Source organism: Pantoea coffeiphila, from assembly GCF_016909495.1.
GTDB lineage: Bacteria > Pseudomonadota > Gammaproteobacteria > Enterobacterales > Enterobacteriaceae > Erwinia > Erwinia coffeiphila.
Map to the genome: position 1 here is coordinate 407570 of NZ_JAFBFW010000005.1, position 22490 is coordinate 430059.

General features: G+C 53.2%; 23 protein-coding genes. 11 read left to right on the top strand and 12 right to left on the bottom strand.

What is annotated here, in order from left to right; all coding sequences use genetic code 11:
* The first annotated feature begins 1 nt into the window (after position 1).
* The 7 genes from murG (at position 2) to lpxC (ending at position 7858) form a co-directional block, all read left to right on the top strand.
* Positions 2-1060: an undecaprenyldiphospho-muramoylpentapeptide beta-N-acetylglucosaminyltransferase gene (gene murG, locus JOE09_RS18115; protein ID WP_205066715.1), complete on the top strand. Its 1059-nt coding sequence runs from the start codon at positions 2-4 to the stop codon at positions 1058-1060.
* Between the two features lie 60 nt (positions 1061-1120).
* The gene (gene murC / locus JOE09_RS18120) at positions 1121-2599 is read left to right on the top strand and encodes a UDP-N-acetylmuramate--L-alanine ligase (protein ID WP_205066716.1); all 1479 of its coding nucleotides are present in this window, start codon (positions 1121-1123) and stop codon (positions 2597-2599) included.
* Positions 2592-3512: a D-alanine--D-alanine ligase gene (locus tag JOE09_RS18125; RefSeq protein ID WP_123337233.1), complete on the top strand. Its 921-nt coding sequence runs from the start codon at positions 2592-2594 to the stop codon at positions 3510-3512. The genes murC and JOE09_RS18125 overlap by 8 nt, the downstream gene beginning before the upstream one ends.
* A 1-nt stretch (position 3513) precedes the next feature.
* Positions 3514-4353, top strand: a complete 840-nt coding sequence (gene ftsQ / locus JOE09_RS18130) for a cell division protein FtsQ (RefSeq protein ID WP_205066717.1) — start codon at positions 3514-3516, stop codon at positions 4351-4353.
* Positions 4350-5606 carry a cell division protein FtsA gene (gene ftsA, locus JOE09_RS18135; protein ID WP_105595356.1) on the top strand — a complete coding sequence of 419 codons (1257 nt, stop codon included), beginning with the start codon at positions 4350-4352 and terminating at the stop codon, positions 5604-5606. Before ftsQ ends, ftsA begins: the two co-directional genes overlap by 4 nt.
* A 78-nt stretch (positions 5607-5684) precedes the next feature.
* Positions 5685-6839 carry a cell division protein FtsZ gene (ftsZ, locus tag JOE09_RS18140; protein WP_105595357.1) on the top strand — a complete coding sequence of 385 codons (1155 nt, stop codon included), beginning with the start codon at positions 5685-5687 and terminating at the stop codon, positions 6837-6839.
* Positions 6840-6940: 101 nt separating this feature from the next.
* The gene (gene lpxC, locus JOE09_RS18145; protein ID WP_105595358.1) at positions 6941-7858 is read left to right on the top strand and encodes a UDP-3-O-acyl-N-acetylglucosamine deacetylase; all 918 of its coding nucleotides are present in this window, start codon (positions 6941-6943) and stop codon (positions 7856-7858) included.
* Between the two features lie 12 nt (positions 7859-7870).
* On the opposite strand, the gene JOE09_RS18150 is transcribed toward lpxC, so the two are convergent.
* On the bottom strand, positions 7871-8380 hold the full coding sequence (locus JOE09_RS18150) for a DUF721 domain-containing protein (protein WP_200545182.1): 510 nt from the start codon (positions 8378-8380) through the stop codon (positions 7871-7873).
* 21 nt (positions 8381-8401) lie between these two features.
* Here JOE09_RS18150 and secM point away from each other — a divergent pair, with 21 nt between their 5' ends.
* A complete protein-coding gene (gene secM / locus JOE09_RS18155) occupies positions 8402-8905 on the top strand; it encodes a secA translation cis-regulator SecM (protein WP_105595360.1) in 504 nt (167 codons plus the stop codon).
* Between the two features lie 74 nt (positions 8906-8979).
* Positions 8980-11685, top strand: a complete 2706-nt coding sequence (gene secA / locus JOE09_RS18160) for a preprotein translocase subunit SecA (RefSeq protein WP_205066718.1) — start codon at positions 8980-8982, stop codon at positions 11683-11685.
* A gap of 114 nt (positions 11686-11799) precedes the next feature.
* Here the strand turns inward: secA and JOE09_RS18165 are convergent, their stop codons facing one another.
* Together JOE09_RS18165 and JOE09_RS18170 are read right to left on the bottom strand one after the other, a co-directional pair.
* The gene (locus JOE09_RS18165; protein WP_420830666.1) at positions 11800-12576 is read right to left on the bottom strand and encodes a prepilin peptidase; all 777 of its coding nucleotides are present in this window, start codon (positions 12574-12576) and stop codon (positions 11800-11802) included.
* Positions 12577-12828: 252 nt separating this feature from the next.
* Complete coding sequence (locus JOE09_RS18170) at positions 12829-13413, bottom strand: winged helix-turn-helix domain-containing protein (RefSeq protein ID WP_205066720.1); 585 nt, start codon at positions 13411-13413, stop codon at positions 12829-12831.
* 401 nt (positions 13414-13814) lie between these two features.
* Between JOE09_RS18170 and mutT the strand changes: the two genes are divergently transcribed.
* A complete protein-coding gene (gene mutT, locus JOE09_RS18175; protein ID WP_105595364.1) occupies positions 13815-14207 on the top strand; it encodes an 8-oxo-dGTP diphosphatase MutT in 393 nt (130 codons plus the stop codon).
* Between the two features lie 43 nt (positions 14208-14250).
* Here the strand turns inward: mutT and yacG are convergent, their stop codons facing one another.
* Genes yacG through coaE form a run of 3 tightly spaced genes read right to left on the bottom strand, consistent with a single transcriptional unit; the run spans position 14251 to position 15825 of the window.
* Complete coding sequence (yacG, locus tag JOE09_RS18180) at positions 14251-14454, bottom strand: DNA gyrase inhibitor YacG (protein WP_205066721.1); 204 nt, start codon at positions 14452-14454, stop codon at positions 14251-14253.
* A gap of 11 nt (positions 14455-14465) precedes the next feature.
* On the bottom strand, positions 14466-15209 hold the full coding sequence (gene zapD / locus JOE09_RS18185; RefSeq protein ID WP_205066722.1) for a cell division protein ZapD: 744 nt from the start codon (positions 15207-15209) through the stop codon (positions 14466-14468).
* Positions 15210-15213: 4 nt separating this feature from the next.
* Positions 15214-15825 carry a dephospho-CoA kinase gene (coaE, locus tag JOE09_RS18190; RefSeq protein ID WP_205066806.1) on the bottom strand — a complete coding sequence of 204 codons (612 nt, stop codon included), beginning with the start codon at positions 15823-15825 and terminating at the stop codon, positions 15214-15216.
* Positions 15826-16094: 269 nt separating this feature from the next.
* Between coaE and JOE09_RS18195 the strand changes: the two genes are divergently transcribed.
* Complete coding sequence (locus tag JOE09_RS18195; RefSeq protein ID WP_200563451.1) at positions 16095-17135, top strand: GMP reductase; 1041 nt, start codon at positions 16095-16097, stop codon at positions 17133-17135.
* 42 nt (positions 17136-17177) lie between these two features.
* Here JOE09_RS18195 and hofC read toward each other — a convergent pair whose 3' ends face one another.
* The 6 genes from hofC to JOE09_RS18225 form a co-directional block, all read right to left on the bottom strand.
* A complete protein-coding gene (gene hofC / locus JOE09_RS18200; RefSeq protein WP_205066723.1) occupies positions 17178-18377 on the bottom strand; it encodes a protein transport protein HofC in 1200 nt (399 codons plus the stop codon).
* Positions 18374-19765, bottom strand: coding sequence for a type II secretion system protein GspE (gspE, locus tag JOE09_RS18205; protein WP_205066724.1), 1392 nt, complete (start codon positions 19763-19765; stop codon positions 18374-18376). The genes hofC and gspE overlap by 4 nt, the downstream gene beginning before the upstream one ends.
* Positions 19762-20202, bottom strand: a complete 441-nt coding sequence (gene ppdD, locus JOE09_RS18210) for a prepilin peptidase-dependent pilin (RefSeq protein ID WP_105595371.1) — start codon at positions 20200-20202, stop codon at positions 19762-19764. The genes gspE and ppdD overlap by 4 nt, the downstream gene beginning before the upstream one ends.
* Positions 20203-20508: 306 nt before the next feature.
* On the bottom strand, positions 20509-21399 hold the full coding sequence (gene nadC, locus JOE09_RS18215) for a carboxylating nicotinate-nucleotide diphosphorylase (protein ID WP_205066725.1): 891 nt from the start codon (positions 21397-21399) through the stop codon (positions 20509-20511).
* 157 nt (positions 21400-21556) lie between these two features.
* A complete protein-coding gene (locus JOE09_RS18220) occupies positions 21557-22093 on the bottom strand; it encodes a DUF4865 family protein (protein WP_205066726.1) in 537 nt (178 codons plus the stop codon).
* Positions 22090-22488: a tautomerase family protein gene (locus JOE09_RS18225; RefSeq protein ID WP_205066727.1), complete on the bottom strand. Its 399-nt coding sequence runs from the start codon at positions 22486-22488 to the stop codon at positions 22090-22092. The genes JOE09_RS18220 and JOE09_RS18225 overlap by 4 nt, the downstream gene beginning before the upstream one ends.
* Positions 22489-22490: the final 2 nt, after the last annotated feature.

Here is a 22490-nt window from a genome sequence, read left to right on the forward strand (position 1 = left end):
GATGAGTGGAAAGCGACTGATGGTGATGGCCGGTGGAACCGGGGGGCACGTTTTCCCCGGGCTGGCAGTTGCGCACCATCTGATAGCACAGGGCTGGCAGGTGCGCTGGCTGGGAACCGCAGACCGAATGGAAGCGGACCTGGTGCCAAAACACGGAATCGACATCGAGTTTATTCGTATTAGCGGACTGCGCGGTAAAGGTATCAAGGCGCAGCTGGCTGCACCGCTGCGGATCTTTAACGCCTGGCGCCAGGCGCGGGCGATTATGAAACGCTGGCAGCCGGATGTGGTGCTGGGAATGGGCGGTTATGTTTCCGGTCCCGGCGGTCTGGCGGCATGGAGCTGCGGAATTCCGGTCGTGCTGCATGAGCAAAACGGTATTGCCGGGCTGACCAATAAGTGGCTGGCAAAAATTGCCAAAAAAGTGATGCAGGCGTTCCCGGGTGCATTTCCGAATGCGGAAGTCGTCGGTAACCCGGTGCGAACCGACGTGCTGGCGCTGCCGTTACCGGCAGAACGTCTGACCGGTCGTGATGGCCCGGTGCGAGTACTGGTGATCGGCGGTAGTCAGGGTGCGCGTGTGCTAAACCAGACTCTGCCACAGGTGGCTGCGATTCTGGGCGACAGCATTACGTTGTGGCATCAGGTCGGGAAGGGCGCGCTGGACAGCGTTAACCAGGCGTATGCGCAGGTGGGGCAGACCCAGCATAAAGTCACCGAATTTATTGATGATATGGCGGCAGCCTATGCCTGGGCGGACGTTGTGGTATGTCGCTCCGGCGCATTAACCGTCAGCGAAGTCGCGGCGGCAGGGTTACCGGCGATTTTTGTCCCGTTCCAACATAAAGATCGCCAGCAGTACTGGAACGCGCTACCGCTTGAGCAGGCCGGTGCCGCAAAAATTTATGAGCAGCCGCAGTTTACCGCTGAAACGGTTGCCTCAACGCTGGCAGGCTGGGATCGCGCAACGCTGCTGCAGATGGCCGAAAAGGCCCGCGCCGTTGCCATCCCGGATGCTACAGAGCGCGTCGCTGCTGAAGTCAGCAAAGCGGCGCTGTAAACACTATTTGCAGAGTCGGGATTACCCGATTCAAAGAAACACAGGTGTGGCAAAGAAGAGATGAATACACAACAACTGGCAAAACTGCGTTCTATCGTGCCCGAGATGCGTCGCGTCCGGCACATCCATTTTGTTGGCATCGGTGGTGCCGGCATGGGCGGTATTGCCGAAGTGTTGGCGAATGAAGGTTATGAAATCAGCGGCTCCGACCTGGCACCGAATGCGGTGACCCAGCATCTGAGCGCGCTGGGCGCAACGATCTATTTCAACCACCGCCCGGAAAACGTTAGCGATGCCAGCGTGGTGGTGGTGTCGACCGCGGTGGCACAGGATAACCCGGAAGTGGTGGCTGCCCGTGAAGCACGTATCCCGGTGATCCGCCGCGCAGAGATGCTGGCTGAACTGATGCGTTTCCGTCACGGCATTGCGATCGCCGGAACTCACGGGAAAACCACCACCACGGCGATGGTTTCCAGCATTTATGCCGAAGGCGGACTGGACCCGACATTCGTAAACGGTGGGCTGGTTAAAGCCGCAGGCACCCATGCTCGCCTGGGCAGCAGCCGCTACCTGATTGCTGAAGCGGATGAGAGTGATGCGTCATTCCTCCATCTGCAGCCGATGGTGGCGATTGTTACCAACATCGAAGCCGACCATATGGACACGTACCAGGGCGACTTTGAGAACTTAAAGCAGACGTTTATTAACTTCCTGCACAACCTGCCGTTTTACGGCCGTGCGGTGCTGTGTATTGATGATGCCGTAATCCGCGATCTACTGCCGCGCGTCGGCCGCCAGATCACCACCTACGGCTTCAGCGATGATGCCGATGTGCGGGTTGAGAATTACGAACAGCGCGGCGCGCAGGGGCTGTTTACTCTGGTTCGCCACGATAAACCGTTAATGCATGTGACGCTGAACGCGCCGGGCCGCCATAACGCGCTGAACGCCGCTGCTGCCGTGGCGGTTGCCACAGAAGAAGGCATTGAGGATGAAGATATCCTCAGCGCACTGGAAAGCTTCCAGGGCACCGGACGTCGCTTTGACTTCCTCGGCGAATACCCGCTGGCAGAAGCCAACGGTCATCCGTCGGGCACCGCGATGCTGGTTGATGACTATGGACATCATCCGACCGAAGTTGACGTTACGATTAAAGCCGCACGCGCGGGCTGGCCGGACAAAAACCTGGTGATGATTTTCCAGCCGCATCGCTACACGCGTACTCGCGATCTGTATGACGATTTCGCTAACGTGCTGTCGCAGGTCGATGTATTGCTGATGCTGGACGTCTATTCTGCCGGTGAAACCGCCATTCCCGGGGCCGATAGCCGGTCACTGTGCCGCACGATTCGCGGCCGCGGCAAAGTAGACCCGATTCTGGTTTCCGATCATGACGCCGTACTGGAAACCCTGCTGCCGAAGCTTTCCGGCAATGATTTGATCCTGGTACAAGGTGCAGGAAACGTTGGGCGTATTGCCCGCAAACTGGCAGAGCTGAAGTTACAACCGCAGACGAAAGAAGAGGAATATCATGGCTGATAAAGTAGCGGTATTGCTGGGTGGAACGTCCGCAGAGCGTGACGTATCCCTGTTATCGGGTGCGGCCGTACTGGCCGGACTGAAAGAAGCGGGCGTGGATGCACATCCGGTAGATATTCGTGATGTTCCTGTACTGAGCCTGAAAGAACAGGGCTTCACCAAAGCCTTTATTGCTCTGCACGGTCGCGGTGGCGAAGACGGCACGCTGCAAGGCGTTCTGGAGTTCCTGGATATTCCTTACACCGGCAGTGGCGTGATGGCATCAGCGATTACCATGGACAAGCTGCGCAGTAAGTTCCTCTGGCAGGGCTGTGGGCTGCCGGTTTCGCCGTATGTGGCGTTAACCCGCAAGCAGATGGATGCCGGTATCGACGGTGACGTCGCTGACAGCATCGCTGCCCTCGGTATGCCGCTGTTTGTGAAGCCAAGCCGTGAAGGTTCCAGCGTGGGGATTTCCCGCGTGAACCATGCTTCTCAGCTGCATGCAGCGCTGGTGGAAGCCTTCCGCCACGATGACGAAGTGCTGGTTGAAGCCTTCCTCAGCGGTCCGGAATACACCGTTGCGGTGATCGGCGACCAGATTATGCCGTCTATCCGCATTCAGGCAGCCAGCGAATTTTATGACTATCAGGCGAAGTACATTTCTGATGATACGCAATATTTCTGCCCGTCAGGATTAAACGATGAGCAGGAAGCAGAACTGAGCCAGCTGGTGATCGCCGCATGGCGCGCACTGGGATGCAGCGGCTGGGGTCGTGTTGACGTGATGATGGGCGGTGACGGTCGTTTCTACCTGCTTGAGGTGAACACCTCGCCAGGGATGACCAGCCACAGCCTGGTACCGATGGCGGCTAAGCAGGCTGGCCTGAGTTTCTCACAGCTGGTAGTACGTATTCTGGAACTGGCCGACTGATATGTCTCAGGCGGCGTTAAATGTTCGAAACCGCGAAGCGCAGGAGAAAGCGCGAACCGGGCGTAGCAATGGCTCACGCCTGGCCGGGATACTGTTTTTGCTGATGGTTATCGGCACCATGCTGGCCGGCGGTTTTGTTGTATTGAAGTGGATGAACGATGCATCAAGACTGCCGTTATCGAAGCTGGTAGTAACGGGGCAAACCCACTACACCAGGAATGATGATATCCGTCAGGCGATTTTATCGCTTGGCGAACCCGGCACCTTTATGTCGCAGGATGTGGACATCATCCAGCAGCAGATCGAACGTCTGCCGTGGATACAACAGGTGAGCGTGCGCAAGCAGTGGCCGGACGAATTAAAGATTCATCTGGTTGAGTATGTGCCGGTTGCGCGCTGGAATGATGTGCACATGGTTGATGCCGACGGGAAATCGTTCAGCGTTCCGGCCAGCCATCAGGATAAAGAAGCGTTACCGCTGCTGTATGGCCCGGAAGGGAGCGAAACGGAAGTGTTGACCGGCTACCACCAGATGCGGGATGTACTGGCGGCGAGCAAGTTTAAGTTAAAGGCTGCGTCAATGACTGCGCGTCGGTCATGGCAGCTGGTGTTAGATGATGATACCCGCCTGGAGCTGGGGCGTAGTGAAGATATGAAGCGGTTAAAACGCTTTATCGATCTCTACCCGACTCTGCAACAGCAGGGCCAGGCGGAAAACAAGCGTATCAGCTACGTGGACCTGCGTTATGACTCTGGCGCGGCAGTAGGATGGACACCCGAACTCATTACTAGCGCTGAAAGTCATCAGCAACAGAATCAGGTACAGGCTAAACAACAATGATCAAGTCGACGGACAGAAAACTGGTAGTTGGACTCGAGATAGGCACCGCGAAGGTTGCCGCCCTGGTAGGAGAAGTCCTGCCCGATGGCATGGTCAATATTATCGGGGTGGGCAGTTGCCCGTCTCGCGGCATGGATAAAGGCGGCGTTAACGACCTGGAATCGGTAGTGAAGTGCGTTCAGCGCGCTATCGACCAGGCTGAGCTAATGGCAGATTGTCAGATTTCTTCGGTTTATCTGGCGCTGTCGGGCAAACATATCAGCTGCCAGAACGAAATAGGGATGGTTCCTATTTCAGAAGAGGAAGTAACCCAGGAAGATGTGGAAAACGTGGTTCACACCGCGAAATCCGTCCGTGTTCGTGATGAACACCGCATCCTCCATGTTATTCCGCAAGAATACGCGATCGACTATCAGGAAGGGATCAAGAACCCGGTTGGATTATCCGGCGTGCGCATGCAGGCAAAAGTGCATCTGATCACCTGCCACAACGATATGGCGAAGAACATCGTCAAAGCGGTAGAACGCTGCGGCCTGAAAGTGGATCAGCTGATTTTTGCCGGGCTGGCCTCAAGTTTTGCTGTGTTGACCGAAGATGAGCGTGAACTGGGCGTCTGCGTGGTGGATGTCGGTGGTGGCACGATGGACATTGCGGTTTATACCGGCGGCGCGCTGCGTCACACCAAAGTTATTCCTTATGCGGGTAACGTGGTAACCAGCGATATCGCTTATGCTTTTGGTACACCACCAACGGATGCCGAGGCGATTAAAGTCCGTCACGGTTGTGCGCTTGGTTCTATCGTTGGCAAAGATGAAAACGTTGAAGTGCCGAGCGTGGGTGGCCGACCACCGCGCAGCCTGCAGCGTCAGACGCTGGCTGAGGTTATCGAGCCGCGTTACACCGAGCTGCTGAATCTGGTCAACGACGAAATCCTGCAATTGCAGGAACAGCTTCGCCAGCAGGGCGTTAAACATCACCTCGCGGCCGGTATCGTTCTGACCGGCGGCGCGGCGCAGATTGAAGGATTGGCGGCTTGCGCCCAGCGTGTTTTCCACACGCAGGTGCGTATCGGACAGCCGCTAAACATCACAGGATTAACGGATTACGCGCAGGAGCCTTACTACTCAACGGCGGTTGGCTTACTGCACTACGGAAAAGAATCTCACCTCAGCGGTGAAGCAGAAGTAGAAAAAAGAGCCTCAGTGGGTAACTGGTTCAAGAGAATCAACAGCTGGCTGAGAAAAGAGTTTTAATTTTTACCATAGAGATCATGCTAGTCTTATTAGTATTAGTGATCTCCAGGCGAACAGGCACATAAACGGAGAGAAATTATGTTTGAACCTATGGAATTAACCAATGACGCGGTGATTAAAGTCATCGGCGTCGGCGGCGGCGGCGGTAATGCCGTAGAGCATATGGTGCGTGAACGTATCGAAGGCGTTGAGTTCTTCGCGGTAAATACAGATGCTCAGGCCCTGCGTAAAACCGCAGTCGGCCAGACAATCCAGATTGGTAACGGAATCACCAAAGGTCTGGGCGCGGGTGCAAACCCGGAAGTCGGCCGTAACTCTGCCGAAGAAGATCGTGAAGCACTGCGTCAGGCACTGGATGGTGCGGACATGGTGTTTATCGCTGCTGGTATGGGCGGCGGTACTGGAACAGGTGCTGCGCCTGTTGTTGCCGAAGTGGCGAAAGAGCTGGGCATCCTGACCGTTGCCGTGGTGACCAAGCCGTTTAATTTCGAAGGCAAAAAACGCATGGCGTTTGCCGAGCAGGGCATCGCTGAACTGTCTAAGCATGTCGATTCACTGATCACTATCCCGAACGACAAGCTGCTGAAAGTTCTGGGCCGCGGAATTTCTCTGCTTGATGCATTTGGTGCGGCGAACGACGTACTGAAAGGTGCCGTGCAGGGTATTGCCGAACTGATCACCCGTCCGGGTCTGATGAACGTTGACTTTGCTGACGTGCGTACCGTGATGTCCGAAATGGGCTACGCGATGATGGGCTCCGGCGTGGCATGCGGTGAAGACCGTGCGGAAGAAGCAGCAGAAATGGCGATCTCCAGCCCGCTGCTGGAAGATATTGACCTTTCTGGTGCACGCGGCGTGCTGGTTAACATTACCGCCGGCTTCGATCTGCGTCTCGACGAATTCGAAACCGTGGGTAACACCATCCGTGCCTTCGCCTCCGACAATGCTACCGTGGTTATCGGTACATCACTCGATCCGGAAATGAACGACGAACTGCGCGTCACCGTGGTGGCAACCGGTATCGGTATGGACAAGCGTCCAGAAATCACACTGGTGACTAACAAGCAGTCTTCTCAGCCTGTGATGGACCATCGTTACCAGCAGCACGGTATGTCGCCGCTGCCGCAGGAACAGAAGCCTGCTGCAAAAGTGGTTAACGATCAAAGTCCTCAGACTAACAAAGAGCCAGATTATCTGGATATTCCGGCCTTCCTGCGTAAGCAGGCGGATTAAGAATTTACCTAAAAAGTGGGAAAATTCACTCTTTGTGTTAAACTATTCGCCCGCCAGTGCAGTAAACTGGCGATCGGATAGAATTTTTGCGAGATAATGCGATGATCAAACAACGGACATTAAAACGTATTGTTCAGACGACTGGCGTCGGTTTACACACCGGCAAAAAAGTCACGCTGACGTTACGCCCTGCGCCGGCTAATACCGGGGTCATCTATCGCCGCACTGACTTGAATCCACCGGTAGATTTTCCGGCTGATGCAAAATCCGTGCGTGATACCATGCTCTGTACTTGCCTGGTGAATGAGCATGACGTGCGTATTTCGACAGTCGAACATCTGAACGCTGCCCTTGCCGGCCTCGGCATCGATAATATTGTGGTGGAAGTTAACGCGCCTGAAATTCCAATTATGGACGGCAGCGCAGCACCCTTTATCTATCTGCTGATGGATGCCGGTATTGAAGAACTGAACAGCGCTAAGAAATTTGTCCGCATCAAACAGCCTGTCCGGGTTGAAGACGGCGACAAATGGGCCGAGCTTTCGCCGCATAATGGTTTCTCTTTGGATTTCACCATTGATTTTAACCATCCGGCAATCGACTCCAGCTCTCAGCGCTACCGCATGGACTTCTCTGCTGAAGCCTTTGCGCGTCAGATCAGCCGTGCTCGTACTTTCGGTTTTATGCGTGATATCGAAGCGCTGCAGTCTCGTGGCCTGTGCCTGGGCGGCAGTTTTGACTGTGCAATCGTGGTGGATGACTACCGCGTATTGAACGAAGACGGTTTACGCTTCGAAGACGAATTCGTACGTCACAAAATGCTCGACGCGATCGGTGACCTGTACATGTGTGGCCACAACATTATTGGTGCGTTTACCGCATTCAAATCGGGTCATGCACTGAACAACAAGTTACTGCAGGCGGTTCTGGCTAAGCAGGAAGCGTGGGAATGGGCAACGTTTGAAGACGAAGCTGAACTCCCGGTGACATTCAAAGCACCAAATCTGGTTCTGGCGTAAGCCATAACCACTCTAACGACTGGTTGAGCTGGTACTCTCTCCGGCCAGCGAGGCCAGTCGTTCTAATATCTTCTTAAGTTTTTCCGGGCTTTGGCTCGCAACGCTGCGTAAAATCTCCGCACTATGTTCACTCAACTGCCTGATTGGCGGTTTTTCTGCTTTTTGCGCCTGAATGCTGCTTTCTTGAACGGATTCATGTCCTTTTGCCGCGAGGGAAGGATTAATCCTGATGTCGATCGACGTCAATGATGGTAATATTTGGGCACGTAATGCTGACAGCAGGCTGGATTGTTCATAGCGTAAACGCATCAACCAGCTGGCGTTAGCCGTTTCGATCACCAGAATTCCCTGGCGAAAATTAGCCACACGGCACCAGGGATGCAGCTGAGCGGGAATAACTCCCTGCACTGCGCGATTCAGCTTGTTCAAGGCAATCGCGCGCTGCTGAATATTTTGCAGCATGCTTTTATCCTGGGCCTGGTCGAAATAACTTTCAATTGATTGTGGGCGACTATCACGCATAGCTAGCTCCGGCGGAACACAGTGATCGGTATTCTAAATCGTTGGCGACAATTTGGCAGACGGTATTTCTGGCCGCATCTCCTGTTGGGGATGGTCGCGGCGAGTCTCGGCCTGCCTCAGGCGTCAGCGCATGACCGCACTACCTTAGCAGAAACCTCTTCCAGAAGCCTGAATATCGGCAGCGCTGCGCGTTTTGACAGCCTGGCACTGCTACAGGAAAGCGTTCGCCGCCCTTCATTTAGCGTAGACTACTGGCATCAACATGCGATTCGTACGGTCATCCGCCATCTGTCGTTTGCCCTGACGCCTTCTGTCGTTCCGGCTGCTGAGGAAGTTCAGCCGCTGCAGGCGCAGAAGCTGGCTCTGCTGGACACCCTTAACGCGCTACTGACACATGAGGCCCGGCCTCCGGTCATTATTCGGCGTACCGCTCCGCGTGAAGTGGCTGTTCTTCCGTCTCATCATATCGGCCTGTGGCTGGCCCAGGTTCGCGGTATTCGTGCCGGGCCCTCTCTTCTCAGCTAAATTCATATAAAAATCGTTAATAATCAAACAGTATGACCGCGGAAAAAAGCCGTGGCTGAGAGAAATTACTTATTATGTTTACAAAATTACTGACTAAAGTTTTTGGTAGCAGCAATGACCGTACCCTGCGTCGCATGCGCAAAGTCGTTGAGCAGATTGGCAAAATGGAACCGGATTTCCAGAAGCTAACCGATGAAGAGCTGAAAGCGAAAACCGGCGAATTCCGTGCCCGCCTGGAAAAAGGTGAAGTGCTGGAAAACCTGATCCCGGAAGCCTTCGCCACCGTTCGTGAAGCCAGCCGTCGCGTGTTCGGTATGCGCCACTTCGACGTCCAGCTGCTGGGCGGTATGGTACTGAACGATCGCTGCATCGCCGAGATGCGTACCGGTGAGGGTAAAACCCTGACGGCAACCTTGCCAGCCTACCTCAATGCCCTTAGTGGCAAAGGGGTTCACGTGGTGACCGTTAACGACTATCTGGCCCAACGTGACGCCGAAAACAACCGTGGGCTGTTCGAATTCCTTGGGCTGAGTATCGGTATCAACCTGCCGGGTATGCCTGCACCAGCCAAGCGTGCCGCCTATGCTGCGGATATCACCTACGGCACCAACAACGAATACGGTTTTGACTACCTGCGTGACAACATGGCGTTCAGCCCGGAAGAGCGCGTACAGCGTAAGCTGAACTATGCGCTGGTGGATGAGGTGGACTCAATCCTGATCGATGAAGCGCGTACGCCGCTAATCATCTCCGGTCCTGCGGAAGACAGCTCAGAACTGTACATCAAAGTTAACAAAATCATTCCTCACCTGATCCGTCAGGAGAAAGAAGACTCCGACTCATTCCAGGGCGAAGGTCACTTCTCTGTTGATGAAAAAGCGCGTCAGGTTCACCTGACCGAGCGCGGCCTGGTGACGATTGAAGGGCTGATGGTCAGCGAAGGCATTATGGAAGAAGGCGAGTCCCTTTACTCACCGGGCAACATTATGATGATGCACCATGTGACCGCTGCGCTGCGTGCCCATGTGCTGTTCACCCGCGACGTTGACTACATCGTAAAAGACGGTGAGGTGATCATCGTTGATGAACACACCGGCCGTACCATGCAGGGGCGTCGCTGGTCTGACGGCCTGCATCAGGCGGTAGAAGCCAAAGAAGGCGTGGATATTCAGAACGAAAACCAGACGCTGGCTTCGATCACTTTCCAGAACTACTTCCGCCTTTATAACAAGCTGGCCGGTATGACCGGTACTGCGGATACCGAAGCGTTTGAATTCAGCTCGATCTATAAACTGGATACCATTGTTGTACCAACCAACCGTCCGATGGTGCGTAAAGATCTTCCTGACCTGGTCTACATGACCGAGAAAGAGAAAATTGATGCGATCATTGAGGACATCCGCGAACGTACCGCTAACGGTCAGCCGGTGCTGGTCGGTACTATCTCGATTGAAAAATCAGAAGTGGTTTCCAACGAGCTGACCCGCGCGGGCATCAAACACGAAGTTCTGAACGCCAAGTTCCACGCCCGTGAAGCGGATATCGTGGCGCAGGCCGGTCAGCCGGGTGCGGTAACTATCGCCACCAACATGGCTGGTCGTGGTACAGACATTGTGCTGGGCGGCAGCTGGCAGGCTGAACTGGCCGAGCTGGAAGAGCCAACACAGGAGCAGATCGACGCCATTAAGAGCGCGTGGCAGATCCGTCATGATGCAGTGCTGGCTTCCGGTGGTCTGCATATTATCGGTACCGAGCGCCATGAATCCCGCCGTATTGATAACCAGCTGCGCGGTCGTTCCGGTCGTCAGGGTGACAACGGTTCATCCCGTTTCTATCTGTCGATGGAAGATGCTCTGATGCGTATTTTCGCCTCTGACCGCGTTTCCAATATGATGCGTAAACTGGGGATGAAGCCGGGCGAAGCGATTGAGCACCCATGGGTGACAAAAGCGATTGCCAACGCGCAGCGCAAAGTGGAAAGCCGCAACTTCGATATTCGTAAGCAGCTGCTTGAATATGATGACGTAGCTAACGACCAGCGCCGTGCTATCTACACCCAGCGTAACGAACTGCTGGATGTTTCCGACGTGTCAGAGACCATTATCAGTATTCGCGAAGATGTCTTTAAAGCCACCCTCGACAGCTACATTCCACCGCAGTCGCTGGAAGAGATGTGGGATATTCCTGGTCTGCAGGAGCGTCTGAAAGCTGATTTCGACCTCGATCTGCCGATTGGCGAATGGCTGGATAAAGAGCCAGATCTGCATGAAGAAACGCTGCGCGAGCGTATTATGGACCAGGCGAAAGAGCAGTATCAGCGTAAAGAAGAAGTCGTTGGCGCTGAAATGATGCGCAACTTCGAAAAAGGCGTGATGCTGCAAACGCTGGACTCACTGTGGAAAGAGCACCTGGCCGCTATGGACTACCTGCGTCAGGGCATCCATCTGCGTGGTTACGCGCAAAAGGACCCGAAGCAGGAGTACAAGCGTGAATCCTTTGCCATGTTTGCCGCGATGCTGGAGTCGCTGAAGTATGAAGTTATCAGCACGCTGAGCAAGGTTCAGGTACGTATGCCGGAAGAAGTTGAGCAGATGGAAGAACAGCGCCGTCAGGAAGCTGAACGCCTTGCTCAGCAGCAGCATCTCAGCCATGTCGATGATGAAACTGAAGCCGCTCAGGAACTCGCTGCGCAGACCGGTGAGCGTAAAGTGGGCCGTAACGACCTCTGCCCGTGTGGTTCAGGTAAAAAATATAAACAGTGTCACGGCCGTCTGGCGTAATTTGCCAGCCAGCTAAGCGCTGAAACAGGGCCGGGTGATTACCCGGCCTTTTTTTGTCTGAAGGAAAAGTAAGAAAGAATAAACAAAGAAGGAGCGAGGGTGGGTGAATGGTCCTTATGCCGCGTTTCTGATAATAAACAGAATGAGTCCGGCAGCGGCGAGTCCTGGCCCGAACGGAAAGGGGGCTGATAACGATCGCCGGGAAATCAGACGGCTGGCACAAAGCCAGATAATGCTGCTGAGTGATGCCAGCAGTAACAGCAGCGGTAAGGCCTGCCAGCCCAACCAGGCACCTAAGGCTGCCAGCAGCTTGGCATCTCCCAGTCCCAGCGCTTCTTTCCCCCGCAGCAGGCGATAGCCATACGCAAGCAGCCACAGCACCAGATAGCCGACCAGTGCGCCGATTACACTCTGCTGTAATGAAATATGCGGCAGACAGTGGAGGAGCTGAAACAACATACCCAGCCATAACAGCGGAAGCGTCAGTAAATCGGGCAACAGCTGATGCTCAATATCGATCAGGGTCAGTGCCAACAGTAGCCAGACAAGTATCCATGAGGCGATCAGCGTTCCTCCTGGCGGCAACAGTGCGGCCATCATCACCCATAACAGCATGCAGCTTAACTCGACCAGCGGATAACGACACGATATGCCGTGCGAACAGTAGCGGCAACGCCCTCGTAGTATCAGCCAGCTAAAAAGAGGGATATTATCAAAGCATTCAAGCGGATGAGCACATTGCGGGCAATGGGATCGCGGCAGCCACAGATTAAAGCCGTTCTCCTGACGCTTGATCATGTGCGGCAGGCGATAAACCACCACATTGAGCAGACTGCCAAAGCAGATCCCCAGCAGCGCAGTGAAGAAGAACAGAACGGGATTATTCATCAGGTAACTCCTTTTACCTTTTACATATTATCCGGGGCGATAAGCCTGTTACTGCGTTACTGCGTTACTGCGTTACTGCGTTACTGCGTTACTGCGTTACTGCGTTACTGCGTTACTGCGTTACTGCGTTACTGCGTTACTGCGCTGGTTGAGTGAAGCTATCGCCATTTATCCGTTAGGTACAGCATAAATGGCGGCTTTATTGCGGCTATGGAAACCTGCTCGCAGCTTCTCTTCGTCTTTACATTCATGTTGTTAAATAAATACGATCAGAGCCACAAACATACACAGGATAAAAGCATTCTGCGTAATTGATGATTGTGAAAAATACGGTGAGCGCATTAATTGCTCTGATAGTGCAACATTGTTGTGTCGTGCATTTTCTGCATTTATTATCGTATTCTCAATAGTCGTATCAGAATCTGAATTTGCTGCGCCTGTTTGCCGTTTCACTGATGTATATTCTTCAACAGGTGCTTTTGCCAGCGTTTTCCACTGATTCTCATTTAATTTCAAACCGTAATACGGTACGGTAATCAGCAAATTTGCGGGTAAGTTATTGCGATGCAACAAAGCCCTGATCTGGAATGTCAGTTGATGATAATTGTTGTCGCTAATTCGCTGGTGATTTTCGTACCAAACGATATTGATAATATCCCGTTTGGTGTAGACTTTTTTAATCAGACATACGAGTAAACGTTTTTGTGCTTCATTTAAATCGATGCTGAGCTGGCGCGATGCTATCTCCAGAGTATTAGTATTACAGTTAACGATTACACCTTCAGATAACTCCAGTGTATCGTGATTGAGTATTTCAATACATTCTTCAGTGCTAAACATGATGTAATCCTTATGCGTTGATGTTTTCAATGCCGATAATGCTAATTTTAAGTGTTATTTCTTGCAAGAGGGTGAAATTATTAAGGCGTGATTAATAATAAATTAATGTTTTTATCTTGTTGTTTTTAAAGTAATTAATGGTCTGTTTTTGATATTGCTTAATAATAAATTAAAAACAATATTATTGGTTTTTTTTATCTTTTTTCATGATGGCTTTCATTTTTTTATGGTGGTTTAATACATTTTTACATGCTTTTTCTTCATCTTTTAATGAATTCAGGGTTTCCTGGCTTTGACTGAATTCTCTACAGGGAACATACACTGAAATCATGAGAAGAGTGTTGCGGATGCACCAGGGTAAATGCTAATGTTTAACAGGTTTTTCTATCAGAGTGATAATTATGAAGTATCTGCACATTGCTGTGGGGATTATACGTGATGCACAGCAGCGTATTTTTTTGACGCAGCGTTCGGCTGATTCTCATATGGCAAATAAATGGGAGTTTGCTGGCGGTAAGTTGGAGTCTGGGGAAACGGCTGAACAGGCATTAAAACGTGAGCTGAATGAAGAAGTCGGCATTGACGCGATTAGTTTTCTCCCCTTTATGACAATTGAACATCAATTTGACGATCGGCACGTGACAATCGATTTCTTTATTGTGGAAGAATGGCTAGGTGAACCCTATGGACGGGAAGGTCAACCACAGCGTTGGGTGGCTCAAAGTGAACTGGTGGCTGAAGAATTTCCACCAGCTAATGCTGAAGTTATTGCTCGTCTTAAAGCCAGCGCGTAAAGCATCAGGTAATATTCGACGAGCTATAACATTAAACTAGCCGTTATCGGAATTCGTCTTGCTGCTCACTCCAGTCATCGCTGTCGTTTTGATCGCTATGGCTGGGGATATATTTCTCTTCAGCAGCCCATTCACCTAAATCAATCAGCTGACAGCGCTTGCTGCAGAAAGGGCGCCACGTGCTTTGTTGATCCCAGGCCACCTGTTTACCGCAGGTGGGGCAATCCACCATCGTTACGTCACTCATTTTTTATAACCTTAACAACAGGCCAGCTCGAAATCGAGACGGGCAGGGACTTCACCATTTTCACTGTCCAACGGCAGGAAGCGAATGGCATAACGGCTCTTATGGCCGGAAACTTGAGGATATAGCGAATCCTCAAGCTTTAACTGTAAACGCAGCAGATCGGCGTTTTCGGCGTTGTCCTGAAAGAACCCATTCAGGCTGGTGTGATTGCGGAAGATCCCTGCCTGGCGAATCAGGTCAAGAATGGTGGTGAGTGCAGCTCGAATCGGTTCCAGCGAACTGAGCCACTTACTGACCTGGCGATCGCGCACCGATTGTTCAACGTGCAGCCAGATGTGCAACGTCGGGAGATCAAAACTACAGCATCCACCAGGAATGCTTAAACGCTGACGGACCAGACCGATCATCCGATCTTCACGTAGAGCCTGTCCCATCCGCGGTGCAGCCATCAGCGCATCGTTGCGCTTTCTGAGGTCGCTGCTCAGGGCATTGACTAAGGTGATATCAACACCGGGCAGTTCAGCCCATGAACGCAACTTCTGCTGCTGCCGTTCCAGTTCTTTTAAAATTTCGGTTCTTAACTCGCCGCGTTCAAAAACGTCCAGCAGTTCTGCCGCATTGCGAAAAAAAGTCAGTGCGCCAAGATGGTCAACAATATTCTGGCTTGCGGATAGCTGCTTGAGTAAGAACTCAATGCGTAGCCAGGTGCGCATTTTTTCATTCAGTGGGTATTCAAAAAGAACCGTTGTACTCATGCTGTTAATCCCGATCTTTTGCCGCAGCCAGTGCGATGTAGCGCTGGTTGAGTACGGCAACATGCGCTATCACCTCTTCCGGTGACGCGCTGTTATCAATAATGTCATCAGCCACCGCCAGGCGCTCATCGCGTGAAGCCTGGGCGGCCAAAATGTTTTCAGCCTGTTCACGACTGATATTGTCGCGAGCCGTGGTGCGGATCAGTTGGGTTTCTCGATCCACATCAACAACCAAAACCCGGTCAGCCAGGCGTTGTAGTCCATTTTCTACCAGTAGCGGGACAACCCACAAACACCATGCAGAACGTGCTAATGCTAACTGTCGTTGTGTCTCAGCGTGGATAAGAGGGTGTAACAAATTGTTAACCCAGTTTTTCTCTACGCCAGAATTAAAAATGATATGGCGTAACGCCGATCGGTTCAGGCCGCCGGTTGGCAACAGAACATCGTCACCAAACCTTTCCTGCAAGGCCAACAGCGCCGGTTGACCGGGCTCGACCACCTGACGGGCAATGATATCGGCATCAATAACGTCAATGCCCAGCTGCGCAAAGGCATTGGCAACGGTACTTTTCCCGCTGCCGATCCCGCCGGTCAGCGCTACGGTGTAAGGCATAGCTTGATTCTCGCTCCCTTGCAACGGTACATCTGCAACGTCACCGGGCTTTACAATGCGGAAGACGGCAAATATGAGGCACAGATCACAAGAGATATTTACAGGTAAATTTATGGGATTGTAGCGTAAATATTTCATGTTTCGCAGTCTTGTCGACGCGTTTTTAGCGCGTATGATAACGTCACTGGAACTGGCATTCAGCCTGTGATCGGAGATCTCCCCTGAAAGGGGACGTTTCTGAATCAACGCCATAAACCAGGAAAATCGTTATGCGTATTGAAGAAGATATCAAGTTAGGCTTCAAAGATGTCCTCATTCGGCCTAAGCGTTCAACGCTACAAAGCCGTTCTCAGGTGGAACTGGAACGTCAGTTTACCTTCAAGCATTCGGGTATTGCCTGGTCAGGTGTACCGATTATCGCCGCCAATATGGATACCGTTGGTACCTTCAGCATGGCGGAGGCGCTGGCTTCTTTCGATGTTCTCACCGCGGTACACAAGCATTACAGCGTTGAGCAGTGGAGCCAGTTTATCGCCCGGGTGCCGCAGTCTGTGCTGCAACATGTCATGGTTTCAACCGGTACCTCTGCTGAGGACTTCAATAAACTGCAGAAAATTCTCGCACTTTCGCCGCATTTGAACTTCATCTGTATTGATGTTGCCAACGGTTATTCAGAGCATTTTGTTACGTTTCTTAAACGGGCGCGAGAAGCCTGCCCTGGCAAAACGATCTGTGCCGGAAATGTGGTAACCGGTGAAATGGTGGAAGAACTTATCCTTTCCGGTGCCGATATTGTAAAAGTTGGCATCGGGCCGGGTTCAGTCTGCACTACGCGGGTAAAAACCGGCGTCGGTTATCCGCAGCTTTCCGCCGTTATTGAGTGCGCCGATGCCGCACACGGCCTTGGCGGTCAGATCGTCAGCGATGGTGGCTGTTCCGTACCGGGCGATGTTGCTAAAGCTTTTGGCGGTGGCGCGGACTTCGTCATGCTGGGCGGGATGCTTGCCGCTCACGATGAGTGCGAGGGCGAAATCATTGAAGAGAACGGCGAGCAGTTTATGCTGTTTTACGGCATGAGTTCTGAGTCTGCGATGAAACGCCACGTCGGCGGCGTAGCGCAGTATCGTGCAGCAGAAGGTAAAACCGTTAAACTGCCGCTGCGTGGCCCGGTTGAACTGACTGCCCGTGACATACTGGGTGGCTTACGCTCGGCTTGCACCTACGTTGGTGCGGAACGACTGAAAGAGCTGACCAAACGCACAACGTTTATTCGCGTTGCCGAGCAGGAAAACCGCGTTTTTAACCGCTAACGGCCGCTGTTGAACCTCCCTGCGTTGATTGAAAAGGGAGGTTCAGCCCAGCGCATCCCCAAGGCGAAATACCGGCAGATACATTGCCACCACCAACGTTCCTACGATAATACCAATCACCACCATCATCATCGGTTCCAGTGCTGCAGCAAGCGTATCGGCCAACTGGTGTGTCTCGGCCTCATGCCAGCTGGCAAGTCGGGTCAGCATCGCGTCCAGCGATCCAGACTCTTCACCCACCTTGATAAGCTGGTAGCACAGAGGCGTAAACAGACTGTGTGGTTTCAGCGCCTGGTGCAAAGGATTACCTGCGGCAATATGCTGCTGAAGCTTAACGATGGCTTCCTGCCAGAGTAATGCGCTGACGGTTTTCTCCACCGCCTGTAGGCTTTGCAATAAAGTCAGACCCGCGTGCTGAGTCAGCGCCAGGGTCGTGTAAATCTGGCTGAGCTGGCTGCCCCGATAAAGCGGTGATAATAACGGAGTCTTCAGCAGAAGCCTTTGTTCAACTCTTTGCCAGTTCGGGATGTTTTTACGCTGCCTGCGATAGAACATGCCGGCAGCGATGACCGGCACTATCAGCAGTGGTGCCTGCTGCTGTAACCATTCTGAAAAGGCAATCACCGCCGCGGTAAAGGCAGGCAGTGGCGCATCAAAAGTCTGATAGATCGCGACAAATTCCGGCAGTACAAAAATCAGCATGCCGATGCTCACCAGTAGCGCGACGGCCAGAATAAACAGCGGATAGCGCAGCGCTTTCTTCACTTTCTGCTGCAACAGCTGCTGCCGTTCCTGCTGCTGTGCAAGCCGCAGGCAGCATTCATCCAGCTCGCCTGTGAGTTCACCGATATGAATCAGTGCAGGATAAAGTGGCGAGAACACTTCTGGCCACTCCCGTAGTGCTGATGAAAATGGCTCGCCGTGCGTTATCTTCTCCTGCAGGTTTAGCAGGAGTGCCCGCCAGCCTGAATCGGGATGGCCTTCAGCGAGCAGCTGAAGCCCACTGACCAGTGGCATTCCCGCTTTTAACAGCGTTGCAAGTTGACGGATGAAGGCGATTTTATGTTGCCACCGCCAGTCACCAGCACGGTAGCGGCGACCGCGGGAAATTTTTAACGGTAGCTGTTTCATACCGACGATTTCATCAACGACCCTGGCAGAATCTGGCGCAAAGCCGCAGCCGCTGTGAATAGCACCATTATCGTCGATCGCCTGCCAGCGAAATAAATAGCGCCTGCTCATCCCGGTCCTCCGGTCACTCGCGTCAGCTCTTCGAGTGTTGTCTCTCCTCTATTAACGCAGTGCAGCCCGCCGGTGAATAAAGGTTCCATACCCTGTTGGAGAGCTAACTTTGCCAGTGTTTCCGGACTGGCATTCTGTGCAAGGGCATTTTGCAGTGATGGAAAAACGGGCAGCATCTCAAACAGCGCCAGCCGACCGTAATATCCCGAAAAGCAACGTTCACACCCAACGGCTCGCCAGTTCTGCACCGTTCCCGGCCAGATATCGCTGGGAAAATGCGCCAGTGCTTCCGCTGGCTCGCGGCAGTGCGAACAGAGCTTCCTCACCAGGCGCTGCGCAACGATCAGTTTGAGTGCGGAGGCCAGCATATAACCCGGAACACCCATCTGCCCCATGCGAACCAGCGTTTCCGTGGTGGAGTTAGTGTGCAGGGTAGAGAGCACCAGATGCCCGGTTTGCGCGGCCTTGACGGCTATTTCAGCCGTTTCAGCGTCGCGGATTTCCCCCAGCATAATCACGTCCGGGTCCTGGCGAAGCAGCGCCCTCAGCACAAGATTGAAACTCAGCCCGGAACGCGTGTGGATCTGGGTCTGATTGACTCCCGCAAGCGGGATCTCTACAGGGTCCTCTACGCTGCACAGATTGCGGCTGGGTGCATTAAGCCAGCTCAGGCCGCTGTAAAGCGTAAACGTCTTGCCGCTGCCGGTAGGGCCGGTCACCAAAATTAACCCCTGTGGTTTAGAGAGCGCGCTACGGTAGTGTTTTAGCAACGTCGCAGGCATGCCGAGTTTTTCCAGTGATATTGCCTGTTCATCACTTTGCAGTAGCCGTATTACTGCTTTTTCGCCGCAGCGCGTGGGCAGGGTCGATAACCGGAAAGACTCGGTTTTATCGGCAAGCACCAGCGAAAACTGGCCATCCTGCGGGACTCGCCGTTCAGCGATATCCAGACTGGCAAGTATTTTAAGCCGGGCGATTAGCGGCGCGCTGCCCTCACTGAGAACCATTGCCTGCTGTAAAACGCCGTCCACCCTTATCCTGATCCGCAGACCGTGCTCCTGGGGTTCAATATGCACATCGGAGGCGCGTTTTTGCAGTGCCATACTCAGCAGTTGGTTAACTCTGTCTATTGCGCCAGCGCCTGCCTCATCAGGGCGTTCTGCCCCTTCCTGGGGTCCCTGATTACGGTGTAAATATTGCTCGAGCCGTGCCTGCGGCCAGCATTCCACGTCGATTACGCCAGGTGTGAGAAAACGCAGCTCCGTCATCATCTCGTGCGGTGGCGTACCGGACAGCGCAATGTGCAGGCGCTGGTGGCTGAACTCAACGATTGCGGCCTGATAGCGCTCGCAGATGGCTTCAACGGCACGCTGGCTGGCGCTAATCATTGTTTCTGCTCCTGTTCAAAGCGGAACAGGTCCTCACAGGCTTCTTTTAATCCACTGCTGTCGCTGGTGCAGCTACGCTGCCAGCTGAGATAGCCGTCGCTGCTGTCCCACTGTGGTGTTAATGTCACGTTCAACCCTTTCAGGCTTTCCTGACCGGTGAGCGAGATAATGCCTGCGCTTACCGTTATCGCAGAAACGTAGCGCGAAGTTCGCGTTGAAGGCACACCCTGACTGCCAGCATCACAGCCGGTAATGCCGCCGTGCTCAATCGCACATAGCTCAACACCGGTTTTATACGGCATAGCCGTTTGCAGCATGTCTGTCAGTGCAGCCTTCTGCAGGTAGTTCTGGTATGCGGGCAGGCCAATCGCACTCAATATGGCGACAATGGCAATAACGATCATCAATTCAATCAACGTAAATCCCTGCTGGCTCATGGTAAGTCTCCTTGTGGTTAACAGGAGGCACCATAATCCTGAATAAAAACGTGGAATAGCGGCAAAGCAGGCAATTCAGAGGCTGATTCAAAACAATTAAACGGGGTAGCTTTGTTGCATAAAAGGTTTGCGGCAAGTGCCGCATTTTGCCTCTTAAGGGCTTTTGAGGGACAGGCGCACGGCGTATCTTTCGCCACTCCCGGCTATGTATTTCAGGCCGGAGGGCACCAGTTAAAGGGATTTCAGGGATAAAAAAGGTCAGCACAAAAGGCTGACCGTGGGAGGTATATGGAAAGCGGCAGAGGCTTAACGAAAACGCATCGACAGATCCAGTGCCCGCACGTGCTTGGTCAGTGCGCCAACAGAAATATAGTTGACCCCGGTTTCGGCAAAGGTCCGCAGCGTTTCATCGGTGACGTTGCCAGACACTTCCAGCAACGATCGGTTATTGCTCAGAGTGACGGCTGCGCGCATCTGCTCAACGCTGAAATTATCCAGCATGATAATGTCTGCGCCAGCATTCAACGCCTGTTCCAGTTCGTCCAGGGACTCGACTTCAACTTCAACCGGCACGTCCGGGTGCAGCCAGAATGCTTTTTCAACCGCTTTGGCAATCGAACCACAGGCGATGATGTGGTTCTCTTTAATCAGGAAAGCATCGGACAGGCCAAGTCGATGGTTAGCACCACCTCCGCACAGCACGGCATACTTCAGCGCTGTGCGCAGTCCCGGCAGCGTCTTTCGTGTGTCCAGCAGCTGAGTGTGTGTGCCTTCCAGCAGGGCAACATAGCGGCTAACCTCCGTTGCCACACCGGAAAGCGTTTGAACAAAGTTCAGCGCTGTGCGTTCCGCCGTCAGGATCAGCTGGGCCGGGCCGCTAACCTCAAACAGCGTCTGGTTGGTGGTAATCGCATCCCCATCGGCAACGTGCCAGGTAATTTGCGTTTTATTCCCCAGCTGGATAAACACCTCTTCAACCCAACGTTTGCCGCAGAAGATCCCAGGTTCACGGGTGATCACCACCGCGTGAGCCTGGGTATCCTCTGGCAGCAGGCCAGCAGTGATGTCTTTGCAGGGATCGACTTCGCCACCAAGGTCTTCACGCAGCGCCTGGGCGACGGCAGGGGGAATATCGTCCTCAATACGCTCCATCAACTCGATACGGCGGTTATCAGGATCGTAACGGCGGGATGTCATGATTTAACTCCGAAAGGTCGGGTAACAGATATTGCCATGCTAGCCTGTTTTTCCCCCGTTTGTCAGCCATCGGTGGGGCCTGTTATCCGACATTTTCTTATCGACTCCGGTACCAGAAACACCGGTATCCGCTCTATTCTGGCGTTAACCCGGCTGGCTACCGAGTAGAGAGGGAGATATGCCCAACGCGATAGCGCTCTGTACTCGGGGCATCGCCAAACGGCATTTCGCTTAGCTCAAAGCAGAGCCGCCGCCACTGCTGTACATCCCAGGCAAGGATGCGGGTGATACCGGCTGCTGGTTCGGGGAGGTTGCTGATTTGGCTTAAATCGCTGTCTACAGCAATGGGCACGATCTCACGTCGGGCAAAGGCGGACCGTTGCAAAGTGCTACCCGGGCGGAAGCCCAACACCGGCCAGCAGTCGATAGCGGGCCTGCCGAAGTCAGAAATCAGTTTTTTAAAACTGTTGCTTTGTAAAAAAACGGCCATGCCAGCGCTGTCCTGCCACAAATAGAACGGCGCGTAGAGTGGTTCACTGGCGGTATGCGGATCTCTACTGCAGGCATAGCACCAGGCTTTGATAACCAGGCCGGGAAAGTTATCCAGCAGGTGTCCGTTTTCCCGCACGCGATTTTCAATAATCGTCATGTCGTAGTCGGTGGGCAGACGAAAGCGATATTGCATGGCGATCATAGCGGCTGCTCCTGCGGCCAGTTGAACGGATTTCCGTTGGCAAATGACCAGTCTTCAGGCTGGCTGAAACTTAATGTGATCATCACATCTTCCGGGCGCACCGCCAGTTCGGCAGAGAGCCGCCGGGCAAGATGCTGATAGAAGCGCTGTTTCTGTTCCACGCTGCGTGGCCGGCCTGCGGTGATATGAAACCAGATAAATCCCTCTGAACGCGGTCCGCCAAGATAGTGACGAGGGAAAACACGCAGCCCGGGGGCATATTCATCAAACAGCTGGAAGCAGTCATCCTGCGGCACATCGAAGAAATCGACCAGCGTCTGATGTAAAAGGGCTGAAAGGGCCTGCCGGAACTCCGCGGTTTTTCCAGCAGGCAGAGCGATACGAGTAAAAGGCATGG

What these genes read in the sequence shown, in the direction of transcription:
- murG (WP_205066715.1), top strand. Translation starts at nt 2, where the DNA reads ATGAGTGGAAAGCGACTGATGGTGATGGCCGGTGGAACCGGGGGGCAC.
- murC (WP_205066716.1), top strand. Translation starts at nt 1,121, where the DNA reads ATGAATACACAACAACTGGCAAAACTGCGTTCTATCGTGCCCGAGATG.
- JOE09_RS18125 (WP_123337233.1), top strand. Translation starts at nt 2,592, where the DNA reads ATGGCTGATAAAGTAGCGGTATTGCTGGGTGGAACGTCCGCAGAGCGT.
- ftsQ (WP_205066717.1), top strand. Translation starts at nt 3,514, where the DNA reads ATGTCTCAGGCGGCGTTAAATGTTCGAAACCGCGAAGCGCAGGAGAAA.
- ftsA (WP_105595356.1), top strand. Translation starts at nt 4,350, where the DNA reads ATGATCAAGTCGACGGACAGAAAACTGGTAGTTGGACTCGAGATAGGC.
- ftsZ (WP_105595357.1), top strand. Translation starts at nt 5,685, where the DNA reads ATGTTTGAACCTATGGAATTAACCAATGACGCGGTGATTAAAGTCATC.
- lpxC (WP_105595358.1), top strand. Translation starts at nt 6,941, where the DNA reads ATGATCAAACAACGGACATTAAAACGTATTGTTCAGACGACTGGCGTC.
- JOE09_RS18150 (WP_200545182.1), bottom strand. Translation starts at nt 8,380, where the DNA reads ATGCGTGATAGTCGCCCACAATCAATTGAAAGTTATTTCGACCAGGCC.
- secA (WP_205066718.1), top strand. Translation starts at nt 8,980, where the DNA reads ATGTTTACAAAATTACTGACTAAAGTTTTTGGTAGCAGCAATGACCGT.
- JOE09_RS18170 (WP_205066720.1), bottom strand. Translation starts at nt 13,413, where the DNA reads ATGTTTAGCACTGAAGAATGTATTGAAATACTCAATCACGATACACTG.
- mutT (WP_105595364.1), top strand. Translation starts at nt 13,815, where the DNA reads ATGAAGTATCTGCACATTGCTGTGGGGATTATACGTGATGCACAGCAG.
- yacG (WP_205066721.1), bottom strand. Translation starts at nt 14,454, where the DNA reads ATGAGTGACGTAACGATGGTGGATTGCCCCACCTGCGGTAAACAGGTG.
- zapD (WP_205066722.1), bottom strand. Translation starts at nt 15,209, where the DNA reads ATGAGTACAACGGTTCTTTTTGAATACCCACTGAATGAAAAAATGCGC.
- coaE (WP_205066806.1), bottom strand. Translation starts at nt 15,825, where the DNA reads ATGCCTTACACCGTAGCGCTGACCGGCGGGATCGGCAGCGGGAAAAGT.
- JOE09_RS18195 (WP_200563451.1), top strand. Translation starts at nt 16,095, where the DNA reads ATGCGTATTGAAGAAGATATCAAGTTAGGCTTCAAAGATGTCCTCATT.
- hofC (WP_205066723.1), bottom strand. Translation starts at nt 18,377, where the DNA reads ATGAGCAGGCGCTATTTATTTCGCTGGCAGGCGATCGACGATAATGGT.
- gspE (WP_205066724.1), bottom strand. Translation starts at nt 19,765, where the DNA reads ATGATTAGCGCCAGCCAGCGTGCCGTTGAAGCCATCTGCGAGCGCTAT.
- ppdD (WP_105595371.1), bottom strand. Translation starts at nt 20,202, where the DNA reads ATGAGCCAGCAGGGATTTACGTTGATTGAATTGATGATCGTTATTGCC.
- nadC (WP_205066725.1), bottom strand. Translation starts at nt 21,399, where the DNA reads ATGACATCCCGCCGTTACGATCCTGATAACCGCCGTATCGAGTTGATG.
- JOE09_RS18220 (WP_205066726.1), bottom strand. Translation starts at nt 22,093, where the DNA reads ATGATCGCCATGCAATATCGCTTTCGTCTGCCCACCGACTACGACATG.
- JOE09_RS18225 (WP_205066727.1), bottom strand. Translation starts at nt 22,488, where the DNA reads ATGCCTTTTACTCGTATCGCTCTGCCTGCTGGAAAAACCGCGGAGTTC.